The following is a 13,307-nucleotide window of genomic DNA, read 5'->3' as shown; positions in this document are numbered from 1 at the left end:
GTGTGAGGATGAAGCGGAGACTGGGGATCCGTCGCGAGCGCGGGACGATGGCGCTGGAGATGGTGATCCTTGCGCCGGTGCTGCTCCTGCTGTTCATGTTCCTGCTCGCCTGCGGGCGGTACTTCCAGACGTCGTCGCTGCTGGAGAGCGCGGCCCGGGACGGCGCCCGCAGCGCGAGTCAGGCGCGGTCGTTGCCGGATGCCCAGAGCCGCGTCGACACGGCGGTCAGTACGACGATGAGCCAGGCGATCAAGTCCTGCAAGACGACCGCCTCGGGCTCGATCACCACCGGGTTCGTTGCCGGGTCGCCGTTGTCGGTCGAGGTCACCTGCACGATCAACTACCGTGACCTGGGGCTGCTCGGCCTCGGCGGCGACACCACGATCACCAAGCGCTTCACCTCGTCCCTCGACCCGTACCGGGGGGTGCGCGGTGACGGCTCCTGAGCGGCACCGGTCGCGGCTCGTCGAGTTCTTCCGAATCGATGCCCCCGGCAACCATCGGCGCTTCTCCCGCGGTGCGCTGAGTCCCGCGGTCGCGATCCTCGCGGTGATGATCTTCACCCTGGCCGGCCTGGTCATCGACGGCGGCCGGCAGTTGGGTGCGCGGTCGCGTGCGGTCGGGTACGCCCAGGAGGCCGCCCGCGTCGGGGCGGCCGCGATCCAGCTGAACGTCGCCGAGGCCAAGATCGACACCACCAAGGCGGCCACGGCAATCTCCGGGTTCTGCGCGCAGGTGCGTAACAACGACCCGGCCGTCACCTCCTGCGGTCCGACCACGCTGACCGACAAAGAGGTCGACATCCAGGTCGACATCGCCAACAAGACCACGTTCCTCGGCCTGATCGGCAAGACCTCGCTGAAGGCCAGCGGCACCGGCCAGGCGCACGCCGAGCAAGGCATAGAGAAGGCCGACGACAGCCCGACGATCCCGCCGATCGTGGTCAACCCGACCACTGACGGCCCGGGTGCGCCGACGTCGGTCGCCCACCCGCCGACGATCGACCTGCCCTGCCCGACCTGGACCGTCGGCTCGCCGACCCCGACCTGGACCCTGTCGCCGTTCCCGTTCCCCGCGACCTGTTCCCCGAACGTGACGCCGCCGCCGGACACCAACTCCTCGCCGCCGCCGTCCGGCGATCCGTCCGGCCCGCCGTCCAGCTCGGAGCCGCCGTCGACGACGAAGCCGCCCGGCGGCTAGAGATCAAAGGATTGCCTCCCATGCGTAGGTCTGCCCTCCTGCCTGTCGTTGTGACCGGCGTCCTGTTGTTGAGTGCCTGCGGCAAAAACTCGAACGACGGCACGCTTCCGGTCCCCGCCGGTGGCTCGGATGCGACGACGTCCTCGGACACCCCGTCCGCGGAGCCGACCGAACCTTCGAGCGCGCCGACCCAACCCGCGGCTACCACGAAGCCGACCACGGCGGCGAAAGCGCAAATCATCATCAAAGCCGGGAACTTCGCCTCGAACCCCGCCGTCCAAGGCCTCGTGACCAGCTATCCCTTGTACTTCCAGGCGCTGGTGTCGAAGGACGACACGGTCCTGAAGAAGAAGTTCCCGTCGTTCTTCTACTCCGACGTGTCCGAAGGCATCTTCGACGCCCAGCGCAACGGCTGGATCATGAAGCCGCCCGGCAGCGTAGTCATCGTCGGCGCGAAGAGCACGCCCGACGGCACGGTGGCGGTGCAGACGTGCCGCTCGCAGACCACGCAGTACTGGGACCCGAAGGCGAAGAAGTGGACGGTCGTCACGCCGAACGGTTCGCCCGAGGTGATCGAGATGATCAAGACCGGCATCGGCTGGCTGCCGTACCGCCTGGCGACGTCGACCGGGGTGAAGTGCAGCGGAGTCCACTATCCGGCCTAGATCAGAACCCCGGAATTCACATTCCGAATAGGTGACGGGGCACTGGGCAACGGGCATGATGCCCCTGGTCGAAGATAATCTGCCGAAGAGCCGTCAAGTCTGGGGAGTGAGGATGCACAACCGAGTAGGCCGCGGACTGGTGATCCTGGGCGCCGTGCTCGCACTACTCATGGCCGGCCCGGTCTCCGCAGCCTCCGCCAACGACACCATCCAGACCGGTACGTCGGTCTGCAGCATGTACGTCAACTCGATCGGTTTCGGCGCGTACTGCAGCAACGGTGCAGCGTACATCCCGAACGGCTCCAACAAGCCACCGCCGACTTGGCGGGAGCGCCTGGCCGGCAGGCCGTTCATTCCGTGCCGCGACTTCGACATCCCGGACGGCATCCGCCTCCCGAAGGCTCCGGACGGCAAGAAGTGGGTGATGCGGATCACGATCACCGACTACAACCTCGACACGTACGACGGCGGCGACAACGCGCACCTCGAGCGTGCTTATGTCCCGGTAGGACCGGTGGAAGAGGCGCAATGCCCGTTCCCCAACTACATGGAGCCGTTCTGGCACCCGTTCAAGAGCAACTATCCGCCGCCGGCGCTGGTTGTCATGCCGACCTTCACACCCCGGGTGAACGTGCCTGCCTTCTTCTCCCTGACTGCGCAAAGCTCGAAGGCGGGGGCTGACGAGGAGAATCCGGGAGCGCTGAGCGGCTACATCGACCCGAAGCACAACCTGACGATGCGAGGCCAGGTCGCCGCGATGACGGTCGATCCCGGCGACGGGACCAAGCCGTTCAAGTGCCTGATGGGTGTCACGACGGAGGACGACCCGGACGGATACGACGAGACCCAGGATCCGTTCCATCAGATCAACACGTGCAAGCACATCTACGAGCGCTCGAGTGCGACGCAACCGGACGGCATGTACACGGTGAAGCTGACCATCACCTGGGAGGTCTTCTACTGGGTCGGCAAGGACCAGGGTGGCTGGCACTCGATCGGCAAGGCGAACGTAACCGCAGTACAGCGGCTTCCTGTGCAGGAAGTTCAGGCCATTGGTGGCTGATGGTGGGGGTATGGAGGAGCGATGGTAAGGACGAATGAGCCGGTGCGTGCGGCGCGGTTGCCGCAGCGGCGGGCGGGGAGTCCGGGCGCGGACCGGTTGAAGGGGTTCGTCGCGCTGCTCGCGATCCTCGCGATCGTCGGCGGCGTGCCGTACGTCTTGCTGCGATTCTTCGGGACCCCGTGGCCGGACAAGATGCCGACCAGCAGCATGTTGTTCGACGAGCTGAGCATCCGGACCGTCCTCGGCATCATCGCGTTCGTCATCTGGATCGCCTGGCTGCACTTCGTCATCTGCCTGATCGCGGAGGCGGTCGCCGAGATCCGCGGGCACGGTTTGTCGCCACGGATCCCGTTCGGCGGCGGTTCGCAGACGATCGCTCGCCGGCTGATCGGCACCGTCGTACTGATCGCTGCCGGCGCGGGCGTCAGCCTGCCGGTCGCGAGCGCGGTCACCACCGCCGGTCCGGCCGCCCCGACCTCGGTCTCCGCGCGGCACGAGAGCTCGACCTCCCAGTTCCGTCAGACCGAGGCAGCCAGCAAGATCCTCGCGGGCAACCAGAAGACGACGACCGGCGTACGGACGAACCACGACCACCAAGGTCAGGTCATCAAGTACACCGAGGTCCGTCCGCCCCAGGGGCGCAACTACGACTGCCTGTGGGACATCGCCGAGCGGTACCTGGGCGAAGGCCGCCGGTACAAAGAGATCTACGACCTCAACAAGAACAAGCTCCAGCCCGACGGACGCCGGCTGACCAACCCGGATCTGATCCTGCCGGGCTGGCAGGTGCGGCTGCCGGGCGACGCCAAGGGCCCGGGTGTGCACACGGTGCGCGTCAGCATCGACGACCGCACCGGCAAGACCACGGTCAGCACGAAGACCACCACCGAGACCCGGACCGCCGTCAAGCCGACCACGAAGGCGACGACGAAGACCGAGACGAAGACTGGCGGCAAGACCGAGACCAGCAACCCGTCGAGGTACTCCGAGCAGGGCATCGAGCCGGGCTCGTCGATCGTCATCGGCACCACCCAGAGCGACCCGGGCGCGAAGAACGTCAAGCCGGGGGAGCCGGGTGTCTCCGTCGAGCCGCACGTTCCTGGCACCGGTCAGTCCGAGCACGGCGAGCCGGCCGGTGGCGGTATCCAGGTTCCGGAGGCGACTCCGGTCGCGACGGACGACGGCGGGATCGACCTGCAGCAGGCCGGTATCTACGGCTTCGGTGCGGCGCTGCTCGCCGCCGGTCTGGCGCTGGCGCTGAAGCGGCGTCGCGGCTGGGCGCAGGGTCCGGGCCCGAAGGCGGCCGGTCACCGGCAGACCGAGGTCGGCCTGCGGCTCGCGTCGGACGTCCCGACCGCGCAGTTCGTCGACAACGCGCTGCGCAAGCTCGGCGCCGACATGACGCAGCTGCAGCGGTCGATGCCGAAGGTGGTCGCCGCGCTGGTGACCGACCGGGCGCTGACGCTGGTGCTCGACCCGTACGAGGCTCAGCCCGAGCCGCCGGGTCCGTGGCAGGCGATTGCCGAAGGCACCCGTTGGACGCTGCGCCGCGCGTACGGACCGACCAGCGAGGTCAGCGCGCCCGCGCCGTACCCGACGCTCGTCACGGTCGGCCAGAACGCCGACGGCGCGACGGTGCTGATCGATCTCGACACCGCGAACGGGATCGTCTCGTTCGGCGGCGTGACCAACGCGTCCCGCGACGTCGTCGGCTCGCTGGCCGTCGAGCTGGCGACGAACCTGTGGTCCGAGGGCGCGCACATCAGCATGGTCGGATTCGGCGACGACCTGTCGTCGCTGGCGCCGACCCGGCTGAGCTACTGGATCCGGCTCGACGACGCGATGGGCGAGGTTGCCCGGCGTACCGAGGCGCAGGTTCAGGCGTGCCAGCGGCGGAACGTCGACTCGGTCGCGGATGCCCGGATGACGCATCCGGACGCGGCGCTGTGGGGCTCGGAGATCATCTTCGTGTCCGCGCCGCCGTCGCCGGAGGAGCAGGACCAGCTGAACCGGCTGGCCGCGGACGCCAAGCGCAGCATCGCGGTCGTCGTGGTCGGCGACGTACTCGACTCGCCGTGGCGGTTCGTCGTGGACGAGAAGAACCAGGCCGTCTGCCGGCTGCTCGGCCTCGAGGTCGACGCGCACAGCGTCAACCCGGAGCAGTTCGCCGACCTGGTCGCGCTGTTCGACGCGGCCGAGTTCGACGCGCTGGACAAGCGCCGTGCGGAGCAGGACATGCCGGCGTACGAGTTCTCGACCACCGACCTGAGCCAGCCGGCTCCGGTCGAGGTCGACCTGCTCGGCCCGGTCGAGGTGGACGCTCGCGGTGTCATCGACGAGGGCCGGGTCTCGCTGTCGACGGAGATCATCGCGTTCCTCGCCAGCCAGGACTACGGCGTACACCCGAACGTGCTCGCCGGTGCGATCTGGCCGCGCGGCATCAGCGAGGAGCTGCGCGACGCCGCGCTGGAGCACACCCGCCGCTGGGTCGGTGTGGACGCCATGTACGCCGATGAGTCGGGCCGCTGGATGCTGAACCGCAGCGTCGTCCGGGTCGACTGGGACGTCTTCCGGACCCTGGCCAAGCAGGCGACGATGGTCGACGACCCGCGTGGTCCGCTGTCGACGGCGCTCAGCCTGGTCCACGGCCCCGCCTGGTCGAACCTGCCCGGCGGCCGCTACTCGTGGCTCGCCGCGTCCGGCATCGAACGCCGGATGGCCGAGGCCGTCGTCGACGCGTCCCTGCGGCTCGCCGAGGCGTCCCTCAGCCACAACGACGGCAACCTGGCCCGCACCGCCCTCCAGACCGGCCTCAGCTTCTCGCCGGCCTCGGAGGAACTGTGGCGAGCCACGCTCCGCCTGGCATCCCACTTCGGTACGACGGCCGACGTCACCAACGTCGCCGGCCAGCTGTACGCCGCCCTCACCAAACACGGCGCCCCCCGCGGCCCGGAAGCCGAAACCGACGCCCTCGTCGACGAACTCCTCCCCGGCTACCACCGCCCCGCCCAGGTCGCCTGACACCTACACAACAAGAACCGCCCGGCAGCGCTTGCCGGGCGGTTCTTCGTTGGTGTGTCAGAGCGGGTTGGCGGACCAGGTGTCGCAGGCGGTCATGTCGCCGGTGTCCATGCCTTTCTGGAACCACTTCATACGTTGGGCGGCGGTGCCGTGGCTGAAGGACTCCGGGGTTACCTGGCCCTGGGTCTTCTGCTGGATGCGGTCGTCGCCGACGGAGGCGGCGGCGTCGAGGCCGCGGGCGATGTCGTCCTCGGAGAGTTCGGTGATGAGCGGCTGGCCGCTCTTGTTCGGGACCGTGGTGGCGTGGTTGGTCCAGATGCCTGCCAGGCAGTCGGCCTGCAGCTCGGAACGGACCGAGTCCGACGTCGGGCCGTTGCGGGTCTTGATCCGGTCGAGGATGCCGTACAGGTTCTGGATGTGGTGCCCGTACTCGTGCGCCACGACGTACGCCTCGGCGAACTCACCGCCGCGGGCGCCGAGGTCGCTCTGCAGCGTCTGGAAGAACCCGAGGTCGAGGTACACCCGCATGTCCGGCGGGCAGTAGAACGGGCCGACCGCGCTGGTGGCCGGGCCGCAGCCGGTGTTCACCGAGCCGTCGAAGACCCGCATCGGCGCCCGGGTGTACTTCTTCCCGCGCCGGGGGAGCTCTGCGGCCCAGAAGCTCTCGATCGAGTTCTGGTAGAAGACGAACCGGCAGTTCGAGTTCGCCTGCAGGTCGGTGCCCTTCTTGCAGGAGCTCAGATTGCCGGGTGCCGTGTTCTGCGTGACCGGCTGGTCGGCGCTGCCACCTCCGCCTGGCAGGCCGCCGGTCAGCAGCAGGATCACCACGAGCAGGATGATGCCGCCGATGCCGCCGCCGACCGGGATCATCCCGCCCGGCAGCCCACCGCCGCGCCCGCCGCCACTCCCACGGGTGTCCTCGACACCGCTGGTGTCGAGATCCGCGTCCGGATTGAATTTCATGCCACATACACTAGATCAGCAAACTCGGCTGAAGCTCTAGCGTAAGGACGCCTCCGAACCCCGATGATCACTGTTTCCAATCTCGAGGTTCGCGTCGGTGCCCGGCAACTGCTCGCGCCCGCGTCGTTCCGGGTCGGCCCCGGCGACAAGGTCGGGCTGGTCGGCCGCAACGGCGCCGGCAAGACGACCCTGACCAAGATCCTGGCCGGTGAAGGCCTGCCCGCCAGCGGTTCGGTGACCAAATCGGGCGAGATCGGCTACCTCCCGCAGGACCCGCGCACCGGCGACCTCGAAGTACTGGCCCGGGACCGGATCCTGTCCGCGCGCGGCCTCGACGACGTCGTACGACGTCTGCGCAGCGCCGAGAAGTCGATGGCCAGCGCCGACGAGAAGACCCGCGCCAAGGGCATGCGCCGGTACGAGCGCGCCGAGGCCGACCTGCACGCCGCCGGCGGGTACGCCGCGGAGTCCGAAGCCGCCCGGATCGCCGCCAACCTCGGCCTCCCGGACCGTGTCCTCGGCCAGCCGCTGGCGACCCTGTCCGGTGGTCAGCGCCGCCGCGTCGAGCTGGCCCGGATCCTGTTCGCGCAGGCCGAGACGCTGCTGCTCGACGAGCCGACCAACCACCTCGACGCCGACTCGATCATCTGGCTGCGCGACTTCCTGAAGACGTACCCCGGTGGCGTGATCATGATCAGCCACGACGTGAACCTGCTCGAGGAGACCGTCACCCGGGTCTTCCACCTGGACGCGAACCGGGCCGAGATCGACATCTACAACGTCGGCTGGAAGGCGTACCTGAGCCAGCGCGAGACCGACGAGCGCCGCCGCAAGCGCGAGCGGGCGAACGCGGAGAAGAAGGCCACCCAGCTCGTCGACCAGGCGAACAAGATGCGCGCCAAGGCGACCAAGGCCGCCGCCGCGCAGCAGATGCTCCGCCGTGCCGAGCGGTTGATGTCGTCGCTCGAGGACGAGCGCCAGGCCGACCGCGTCGCGAAGATCTCGTTCCCGACGCCGGCCCCGTGTGGCAAGACGCCGCTGATGGCGCGCGAGCTGTCGAAGTCGTACGGCTCGCTGGAGATCTTCACCGACGTCGACCTCGCGATCGACAAGGGCTCGCGCGTCGTCGTCCTCGGGCTGAACGGCGCCGGCAAGACGACCCTGCTGCGGATCCTCGGCGGGATCGAGAAGGCCGACACCGGTGAGGTCATCGACGGCCACGGCCTCAAGCTCGGGTACTACGCCCAGGAGCACGAGACCCTCGACGTCAACCGGACCGTGCTGGAGAACATGAAGTCCGCCGCCCCGGAGCTGAACGAGACCCAGGCCCGCAGCGTCCTCGGCTCGTTCCTGTTCACCGGCGACGACTCCGACAAGCCCGCCAGCGTGCTCTCCGGCGGTGAGAAGACGCGACTCGCGCTCGCGACCCTGGTCGTCTCCGCGGCGAACGTCCTGCTCCTCGACGAGCCGACCAACAACCTGGACCCGGCCTCCCGGGCCGAGGTGCTGAACGCGATCCGCTCGTACACCGGCGCGATCGTCCTGGTCACCCACGACGAGGGCGCGGTCGAGGCGCTCGAGCCGGAGCGCGTCGTACTGCTCCCGGACGGCGTCGAGGACCTCTGGTCGAACGACTACGCCGACCTGGTCTCGCTCGCCTGATTACTTCCGAGTAATATCCGGTGCCATGACGGATCTCGGACTGCGGTTCTCTGTGGACGGCCCGGTTGCGCGCGTGGTGCTGGACCGGCCGGAGGTGCGCAACGCGCAGACCCCGGGGATGTGGAGCGCCCTGGCCGACTTCGGTACGTCGTTGCCGCCCGAGGTCCGCGTGGTCGTCGTGTCGGGGGAGGGGCCGTCGTTCTCGGCCGGTCTCGACCGTCGGCTGATGGTCGGCGCTCCCGTCGACGGTCAGGAGCCGTTGCTGACGCTGGGCGCGAAGCCGGAGCCTGAGCTGCTGGAGCTGATCGCCGCGTTTCAGTCCGGGTTCTCCTGGCTGCGGAGTCCGGAGATCATCAGCATCGCCGCGGTCCAGGGACACGCTGTCGGCGCGGGGTTCCAGCTCGCGCTGGCCTGCGACCTGCGGGTCGTGACCCCGGACGCGCGGTTCAGCATGCGCGAACCGGCCCTCGGCCTGGTGCCCGACCTCGGCGGCACCCAGCCGCTGGTCCAGTTGGTCGGCTACTCGCGGGCGCTCGAGCTGTGTACGACGACCCGCTGGGTGGAGGCGGCCGAGGCGCGGGACATCGGCCTCGCCAACATCGTCGTACCGGCCGAGGAGCTGGCGGCGACGGTGAAGGACCTGACCGACGCCGTGCTCGGCCCGCTGCCGGGTGCGATCCGCGAGACGAAGGCATTGCTGCTCGGCGCCGCGGACCGCACCTACGAGGATCAGCTGAAGGCCGAGCGCGAGGCTCAGTCCCGGCGGCTGAAGGAACTCATCGCCGCGCTGGGTTAGTGCCAGTTGCTGACGAGTACGTCGTGCGGCGCGGGCTCGCCCTTGCCGGTCTCGACGTACTGCTTGAGGCTCATCAGGAACGTGGCCCACTTCGTGCTGCAGTGGTACATGAACTCGACCGGCTCGCGCCAGCCCGCCTGCTTGAAGAGGATGATCGTGTACTCGTCGGTCTGCGAGAGCTCGAAGGTGACGTGGGTGCCGATCCATTCGTCGGGTCCACCAACGACCTCCCAGTGGACCAGCTCGCCGGGCTTGGTCTCCACGACCTTCATGTCGAAGCCGTCCCCGCCGGCGGTGGCGAAGCGGAACTCGATGACGCCGTCGACGTCGCCCTTGGTGTCCTCGGTCCACCAGCCGGCCAGACCGTCGATCGTGGTGAGTGCGGTGAAAACGTCCTTCGGGGACGCGATGATGCCTACGCGGTGCAGGATGTCGGACATGAGATTTACCCTTCGGATTGTTGACGTTGGATCGTCTCGGCGATCCGCTTGATGCGCTGCAGCCGCCGGTCCCAGGCCTCGGTGACGTCGGTCAGCTGGTTGATCGCGCGGGCGAGCTGCGACTCGTCCACGGTGTAGCGACGTTCGCGTCCGGACGGTGCGGAATGCACGAGTCCGGCCCGGTCGAGTACGGCGAGGTGCTTGGCGACCGCCTGGCGGGTGACGGGCAGCTGGTCGCTGAGGCTGGTCGACGTACCACCGCCGTCGGCGAGCAGCAGGTCGAGCATCCGACGCCGGGTGGGGTCACCGATCGCCGACCAGAGCTCGTCGTCGATCACGGCCGGTTCGCCAGCCCTTCGGCGTACGGCGTGAGACGGGGCAGGAAGCAGTTCCAGCCGTTGGTGTGGTCCTCGAGCTGGGCGTCGGACTTGGCGGCCTCGTCCCACCCGGTCTCGGCGAACCGCAGGAGCGTGCCGCCGTCGACCGAAACGAGCTCGAAGGTCACGAGCAGCGAGTTCTCCGGGGTTGCGGTCTCGTCGTCGTAGTCCCAGCGGAAGACGAACCGGTGCGGGGGCTCGGCCTCGACCACCGTGACCGGCACGACCTTCGTGCCTTCGGCCTGCCGGAAGCCGACCGTCCCGGTGGCTCCGGCGACCGGCTTGAGGTCGACCTCGTCCGGCCACCACTCGCGTAGGTGCTCCGGCGAGCTGACCACCTCGTAGACCACCTCCGGGGTAGCCTCCACCCGAATCTCCCGCTCGATGCTCCTGGCCATCTCACCGCTCCCTTTCGCAACCTTTTGTTGCACATGACTCTAGCGGTGATCGGTCTGATGTGCAACCAAGAGTTGCGGGAAGCGTCGAGCGGCGCGAAACGTTGAGAAGATCTATCCAATGAGAGGGGACTGAATGTCGTCACCGATGATGCGGCCCGGCATGGGCGCGATGGGCTGGCGCCGACAGGACGCGTCGGTGGCCGGGCAGAAGCTGGCGAAGGGCACGCTGCCGCGGATCGCGCGGTTCGCGAGGCCGTTCCGCTGGCACATCGCGGCGTTCCTGCTGCTGGTGATCGTGTCCGCGGTGCTGGTGATCGCGTCGCCGCTGCTGTTCAAGAAGATCGTCGACGACGGGATCTCGAAGGGCAATGCCGGCCTGGTGACCGCGCTGGCCCTGGTGGTCGCCGTACTCGCGGTCTTCGAGGCGCTGCTCGGCCTGATCCAGCGCTGGTTCTCGGCGCGGATCGGGGAGGGGCTGATCTTCGACCTGCGGACCAGGGTGTTCTCACACGTCCAGCGGATGCCGATCGCGTTCTTCACCCGCACCCAGACCGGCGCGCTCGTGTCCCGCCTGAACAACGACGTGATCGGCGCCCAGCAGGCCTTCACCTCGACGCTGTCCGGCGTGGTCTCGAACGTGATCAGCCTGATCCTCGTCGTCGGCGCGATGCTCGCGCTGAGCTGGCAGCTGACCGTCGTCGCGATCCTGATGCTGCCGATCTTCCTGATCCCGGCGCGGGTCCTCGGCCGTCGGTTGGCGGCGATGACGCGCGAACAGATGAACCTGAACGCCGAGATGTCGACCGCCATGACCGAGCGGTTCAGCGTCGGCGGCGCGCTGCTCGTCACGCTGTTCGGCAAGCCGCAACTGGAGACCGCCGACTTCGGCGAGCGCGCCGGCCGCGTCCGCGACCTGGGCATCCGGATCGCGATGCTCGGTCGCGTCTTCTTCACGGCGCTGACGTTGGTCGCTGCGTTGGCGACGGCCCTGGTGTACGGCGTGGGCGGCAATCTCGCCGTACGGCAGACATTGACCATCGGGACGCTGCTCGCACTCGTCGCGCTGCTCGGCCGGCTGTACGGTCCGCTGACTGCACTCTCCAACATCCGCGTCGATGTGATGACCGCGTTGATCTCGTTCGAGCGCGTCTTCGAGGTGCTGGACCTCGAGCCGATGATCAAGGACTCGGCGGACGCCGTCGATCTGGCAGACGATGCGGCCAGCGTGGAGTTCGAGCATGTGGCGTTTTCCTACCCGACCGCCGAGCAGGTTTCGTTGGCCAGCCTCGAAGCCGTCGCCGTGTTGGACAAGCGCGTCTCGGCGCAGGTCCTGGAGGACGTCAGCTTCGCCATCCGGCCCGGCCAGATGGTCGCACTGGTTGGTCCGTCGGGCGCAGGTAAGACGACGATCACCAACCTCGTGGCCCGCTTGTACGACGTGACCGGGGGAGCGGTGCGGGTCGGCGGCAAGGATGTTCGCGACGTGACCCTGCAGTCCCTGCACGACACCATCGGGTACGTCACGCAGGACGCCCACATGTTCCACGACACGATCCGCGCCAACCTGGTGTACGCCAAGCCGGATGCGACCGAGGACGAGATGGTCGGCGCGTTGCGGGCGGCCCAGATCTGGGATCTCGTCTCCGGCCTGCCGGACGGGCTCGACACGGTCGTCGGCGATCGCGGTCACCGGCTGTCCGGTGGCGAGCGGCAACGACTCGCGATCGCCCGGTTGTTGCTGAAGGCCCCGAGGATCGTCGTACTCGACGAAGCGACCGCGCACCTGGACTCCGAGTCCGAGGTCGCCGTTCAGCGCGCGCTGGACACGGCGCTCGAGGGGCGTACCTCGCTGGTCATCGCGCACCGGCTGTCGACCGTACGGAACGCCGACCTGATCCTGGTCGTTGACCACGGCAACATCGTCGAGCGCGGCACGCACGAGCAGTTGCTCGCGGCGGGTGGCGAGTACGCTGATCTGTACCACACGCAGTTCACGGAATCAGGTTCGGCGGCAGGTGTTTGATGATCAAGCTGGCGATCGTCCTCGCAGCGGGGTACGCAGGCTTCAAGCTCGCGTACCACTCCGAGGACGGCCGCCACTACGGCCGCACCGGTGAGCATGCGGTCAGGACGACGCTGTCACTATTGATCGCGAGTCTCGCCGGCGGCGTCGCTTACGCGGCCCTGCTGTCGCACTGAGCCGGCCTTCTGCGCGTCGTGTTCGAGCAGATGCAGGACGGGTACGCCGAGATGCCGGCGCGCCGAGGTGGTCCAGTCGAGGTGGAAGAACTCCGCCACGATGTGCGGGCGGGTCAGGATGATGACCTCCTGCCCCTGCGTTGCCTGCACGGTCGCGACGAGCGCGTCGATCGGCCGGTCGTGCGAGATCCCGCCTTCGGCGTGCTGTCCGAGGTCGCGTAGCCGCTGCACGCTGCGACCGCTGCAGCCCTTGGCCTCGGTGTCGATCGCCTTCTGCGCCTCGGCGAGATCCTCACGCTGACCGGCGAGCCCAGGCCCGTACAGGTCCGCCGTACCGAGTGCGCTGATCGAGGCCTCGACGCCCGCTTCGGCGTTGTGGCATGGCACGAGCACGTGGTACGTGACCGGCTCCGGCATATCGTTATGTAGTTCGACGACGCGTTTCGCGTCGGGCTCGGACAGTTCCTGTTCGACGAGCAGTACGACGTCGTACATCGCGTAACCTCCGATGCTTACCAGTCGG

14 protein-coding genes are annotated in these 13,307 nt (G+C 68.4%); 9 read left to right on the top strand and 5 right to left on the bottom strand.

The window, feature by feature from the left end:
• The first annotated feature begins 8 nt into the window (after positions 1 to 8).
• From ACFWUU_RS16525 to ACFWUU_RS16505, 5 genes are all read left to right on the top strand, one after another.
• Positions 9 to 446: a TadE/TadG family type IV pilus assembly protein gene (locus ACFWUU_RS16525; RefSeq protein ID WP_137254950.1), complete on the top strand. Its 438-nt coding sequence runs from the start codon at positions 9 to 11 to the stop codon at positions 444 to 446.
• Positions 433 to 1,200 carry a TadE/TadG family type IV pilus assembly protein gene (locus ACFWUU_RS16520; RefSeq protein ID WP_202877700.1) on the top strand — a complete coding sequence of 256 codons (768 nt, stop codon included), beginning with the start codon at positions 433 to 435 and terminating at the stop codon, positions 1,198 to 1,200. Before ACFWUU_RS16525 ends, ACFWUU_RS16520 begins: the two co-directional genes overlap by 14 nt.
• A 20-nt stretch (positions 1,201 to 1,220) precedes the next feature.
• Positions 1,221 to 1,865, top strand: coding sequence for a hypothetical protein (locus ACFWUU_RS16515; RefSeq protein WP_380176474.1), 645 nt, complete (start codon positions 1,221 to 1,223; stop codon positions 1,863 to 1,865).
• Between the two features lie 112 nt (positions 1,866 to 1,977).
• Positions 1,978 to 2,928, top strand: a complete 951-nt coding sequence (locus tag ACFWUU_RS16510) for a hypothetical protein (protein ID WP_380176472.1) — start codon at positions 1,978 to 1,980, stop codon at positions 2,926 to 2,928.
• Positions 2,929 to 2,949: 21 nt separating this feature from the next.
• On the top strand, positions 2,950 to 5,949 hold the full coding sequence (locus ACFWUU_RS16505) for a hypothetical protein (RefSeq protein WP_380176470.1): 3,000 nt from the start codon (positions 2,950 to 2,952) through the stop codon (positions 5,947 to 5,949).
• A 57-nt stretch (positions 5,950 to 6,006) separates the two neighbouring features.
• Here ACFWUU_RS16505 and ACFWUU_RS16500 read toward each other — a convergent pair whose 3' ends face one another.
• Positions 6,007 to 6,912 (bottom strand): neutral zinc metallopeptidase, encoded by a 906-nt coding sequence (locus ACFWUU_RS16500; protein WP_380176468.1) that lies wholly within the window; start codon positions 6,910 to 6,912, stop codon positions 6,007 to 6,009.
• A 63-nt stretch (positions 6,913 to 6,975) separates the two neighbouring features.
• Here ACFWUU_RS16500 and ACFWUU_RS16495 point away from each other — a divergent pair, with 63 nt between their 5' ends.
• Both ACFWUU_RS16495 and ACFWUU_RS16490 read left to right on the top strand, forming a co-directional pair.
• On the top strand, positions 6,976 to 8,574 hold the full coding sequence (locus ACFWUU_RS16495; protein WP_137254954.1) for an ABC-F family ATP-binding cassette domain-containing protein: 1,599 nt from the start codon (positions 6,976 to 6,978) through the stop codon (positions 8,572 to 8,574).
• Positions 8,575 to 8,599: 25 nt separating this feature from the next.
• The gene (locus ACFWUU_RS16490) at positions 8,600 to 9,370 is read left to right on the top strand and encodes an enoyl-CoA hydratase/isomerase family protein (protein ID WP_380176466.1); all 771 of its coding nucleotides are present in this window, start codon (positions 8,600 to 8,602) and stop codon (positions 9,368 to 9,370) included.
• Here the strand turns inward: ACFWUU_RS16490 and ACFWUU_RS16485 are convergent.
• The 3 genes from ACFWUU_RS16485 to ACFWUU_RS16475 are packed head-to-tail and all read right to left on the bottom strand — an operon-like array spanning position 9,367 to position 10,585.
• A complete protein-coding gene (locus ACFWUU_RS16485) occupies positions 9,367 to 9,810 on the bottom strand; it encodes an SRPBCC domain-containing protein (protein WP_137254956.1) in 444 nt (147 codons plus the stop codon). The two genes, ACFWUU_RS16490 and ACFWUU_RS16485, sit on opposite strands and share 4 nt — an antisense overlap.
• Before the next feature lie 5 nt (positions 9,811 to 9,815).
• Complete coding sequence (locus ACFWUU_RS16480) at positions 9,816 to 10,148, bottom strand: ArsR/SmtB family transcription factor (protein WP_380176464.1); 333 nt, start codon at positions 10,146 to 10,148, stop codon at positions 9,816 to 9,818.
• Positions 10,145 to 10,585, bottom strand: coding sequence for an SRPBCC domain-containing protein (locus tag ACFWUU_RS16475; RefSeq protein ID WP_380176462.1), 441 nt, complete (start codon positions 10,583 to 10,585; stop codon positions 10,145 to 10,147). Before ACFWUU_RS16475 ends, ACFWUU_RS16480 begins: the two co-directional genes overlap by 4 nt.
• Positions 10,586 to 10,718: 133 nt before the next feature.
• Between ACFWUU_RS16475 and ACFWUU_RS16470 the strand changes: the two genes are divergently transcribed.
• Together ACFWUU_RS16470 and ACFWUU_RS16465 are read left to right on the top strand one after the other, a co-directional pair.
• Positions 10,719 to 12,608 (top strand): ABC transporter ATP-binding protein, encoded by a 1,890-nt coding sequence (locus ACFWUU_RS16470; RefSeq protein WP_380176460.1) that lies wholly within the window; start codon positions 10,719 to 10,721, stop codon positions 12,606 to 12,608.
• Positions 12,608 to 12,784, top strand: coding sequence for a hypothetical protein (locus ACFWUU_RS16465; protein WP_380176458.1), 177 nt, complete (start codon positions 12,608 to 12,610; stop codon positions 12,782 to 12,784). Before ACFWUU_RS16470 ends, ACFWUU_RS16465 begins: the two co-directional genes overlap by 1 nt.
• Here ACFWUU_RS16465 and ACFWUU_RS16460 read toward each other — a convergent pair.
• Positions 12,728 to 13,279: a hypothetical protein gene (locus tag ACFWUU_RS16460; protein ID WP_137254959.1), complete on the bottom strand. Its 552-nt coding sequence runs from the start codon at positions 13,277 to 13,279 to the stop codon at positions 12,728 to 12,730. The genes ACFWUU_RS16465 and ACFWUU_RS16460 overlap by 57 nt on opposite strands.
• Positions 13,280 to 13,307: the final 28 nt, after the last annotated feature.

Origin of the sequence: Kribbella sp. NPDC058693, assembly GCF_042715335.1 — a bacterium.
In the GTDB taxonomy this organism is placed as follows: domain Bacteria; phylum Actinomycetota; class Actinomycetes; order Propionibacteriales; family Kribbellaceae; genus Kribbella; species Kribbella jiaozuonensis.
Note: the sequence above shows the minus strand (reverse complement) of the source record. Positions and strands in the feature narration are given on the sequence as shown.

What these genes read in the sequence shown, in the direction of transcription:
- ACFWUU_RS16500 (WP_380176468.1), bottom strand. Translation starts at nt 6,912, where the DNA reads ATGAAATTCAATCCGGACGCGGATCTCGACACCAGCGGTGTCGAGGAC.
- ACFWUU_RS16515 (WP_380176474.1), top strand. Translation starts at nt 1,221, where the DNA reads ATGCGTAGGTCTGCCCTCCTGCCTGTCGTTGTGACCGGCGTCCTGTTG.
- ACFWUU_RS16485 (WP_137254956.1), bottom strand. Translation starts at nt 9,810, where the DNA reads ATGTCCGACATCCTGCACCGCGTAGGCATCATCGCGTCCCCGAAGGAC.
- ACFWUU_RS16510 (WP_380176472.1), top strand. Translation starts at nt 1,978, where the DNA reads ATGCACAACCGAGTAGGCCGCGGACTGGTGATCCTGGGCGCCGTGCTC.
- ACFWUU_RS16470 (WP_380176460.1), top strand. Translation starts at nt 10,719, where the DNA reads ATGTCGTCACCGATGATGCGGCCCGGCATGGGCGCGATGGGCTGGCGC.
- ACFWUU_RS16490 (WP_380176466.1), top strand. Translation starts at nt 8,600, where the DNA reads ATGACGGATCTCGGACTGCGGTTCTCTGTGGACGGCCCGGTTGCGCGC.
- ACFWUU_RS16495 (WP_137254954.1), top strand. Translation starts at nt 6,976, where the DNA reads ATGATCACTGTTTCCAATCTCGAGGTTCGCGTCGGTGCCCGGCAACTG.
- ACFWUU_RS16525 (WP_137254950.1), top strand. Translation starts at nt 9, where the DNA reads ATGAAGCGGAGACTGGGGATCCGTCGCGAGCGCGGGACGATGGCGCTG.
- ACFWUU_RS16505 (WP_380176470.1), top strand. Translation starts at nt 2,950, where the DNA reads ATGGTAAGGACGAATGAGCCGGTGCGTGCGGCGCGGTTGCCGCAGCGG.
- ACFWUU_RS16475 (WP_380176462.1), bottom strand. Translation starts at nt 10,585, where the DNA reads ATGGCCAGGAGCATCGAGCGGGAGATTCGGGTGGAGGCTACCCCGGAG.
- ACFWUU_RS16465 (WP_380176458.1), top strand. Translation starts at nt 12,608, where the DNA reads ATGATCAAGCTGGCGATCGTCCTCGCAGCGGGGTACGCAGGCTTCAAG.
- ACFWUU_RS16460 (WP_137254959.1), bottom strand. Translation starts at nt 13,279, where the DNA reads ATGTACGACGTCGTACTGCTCGTCGAACAGGAACTGTCCGAGCCCGAC.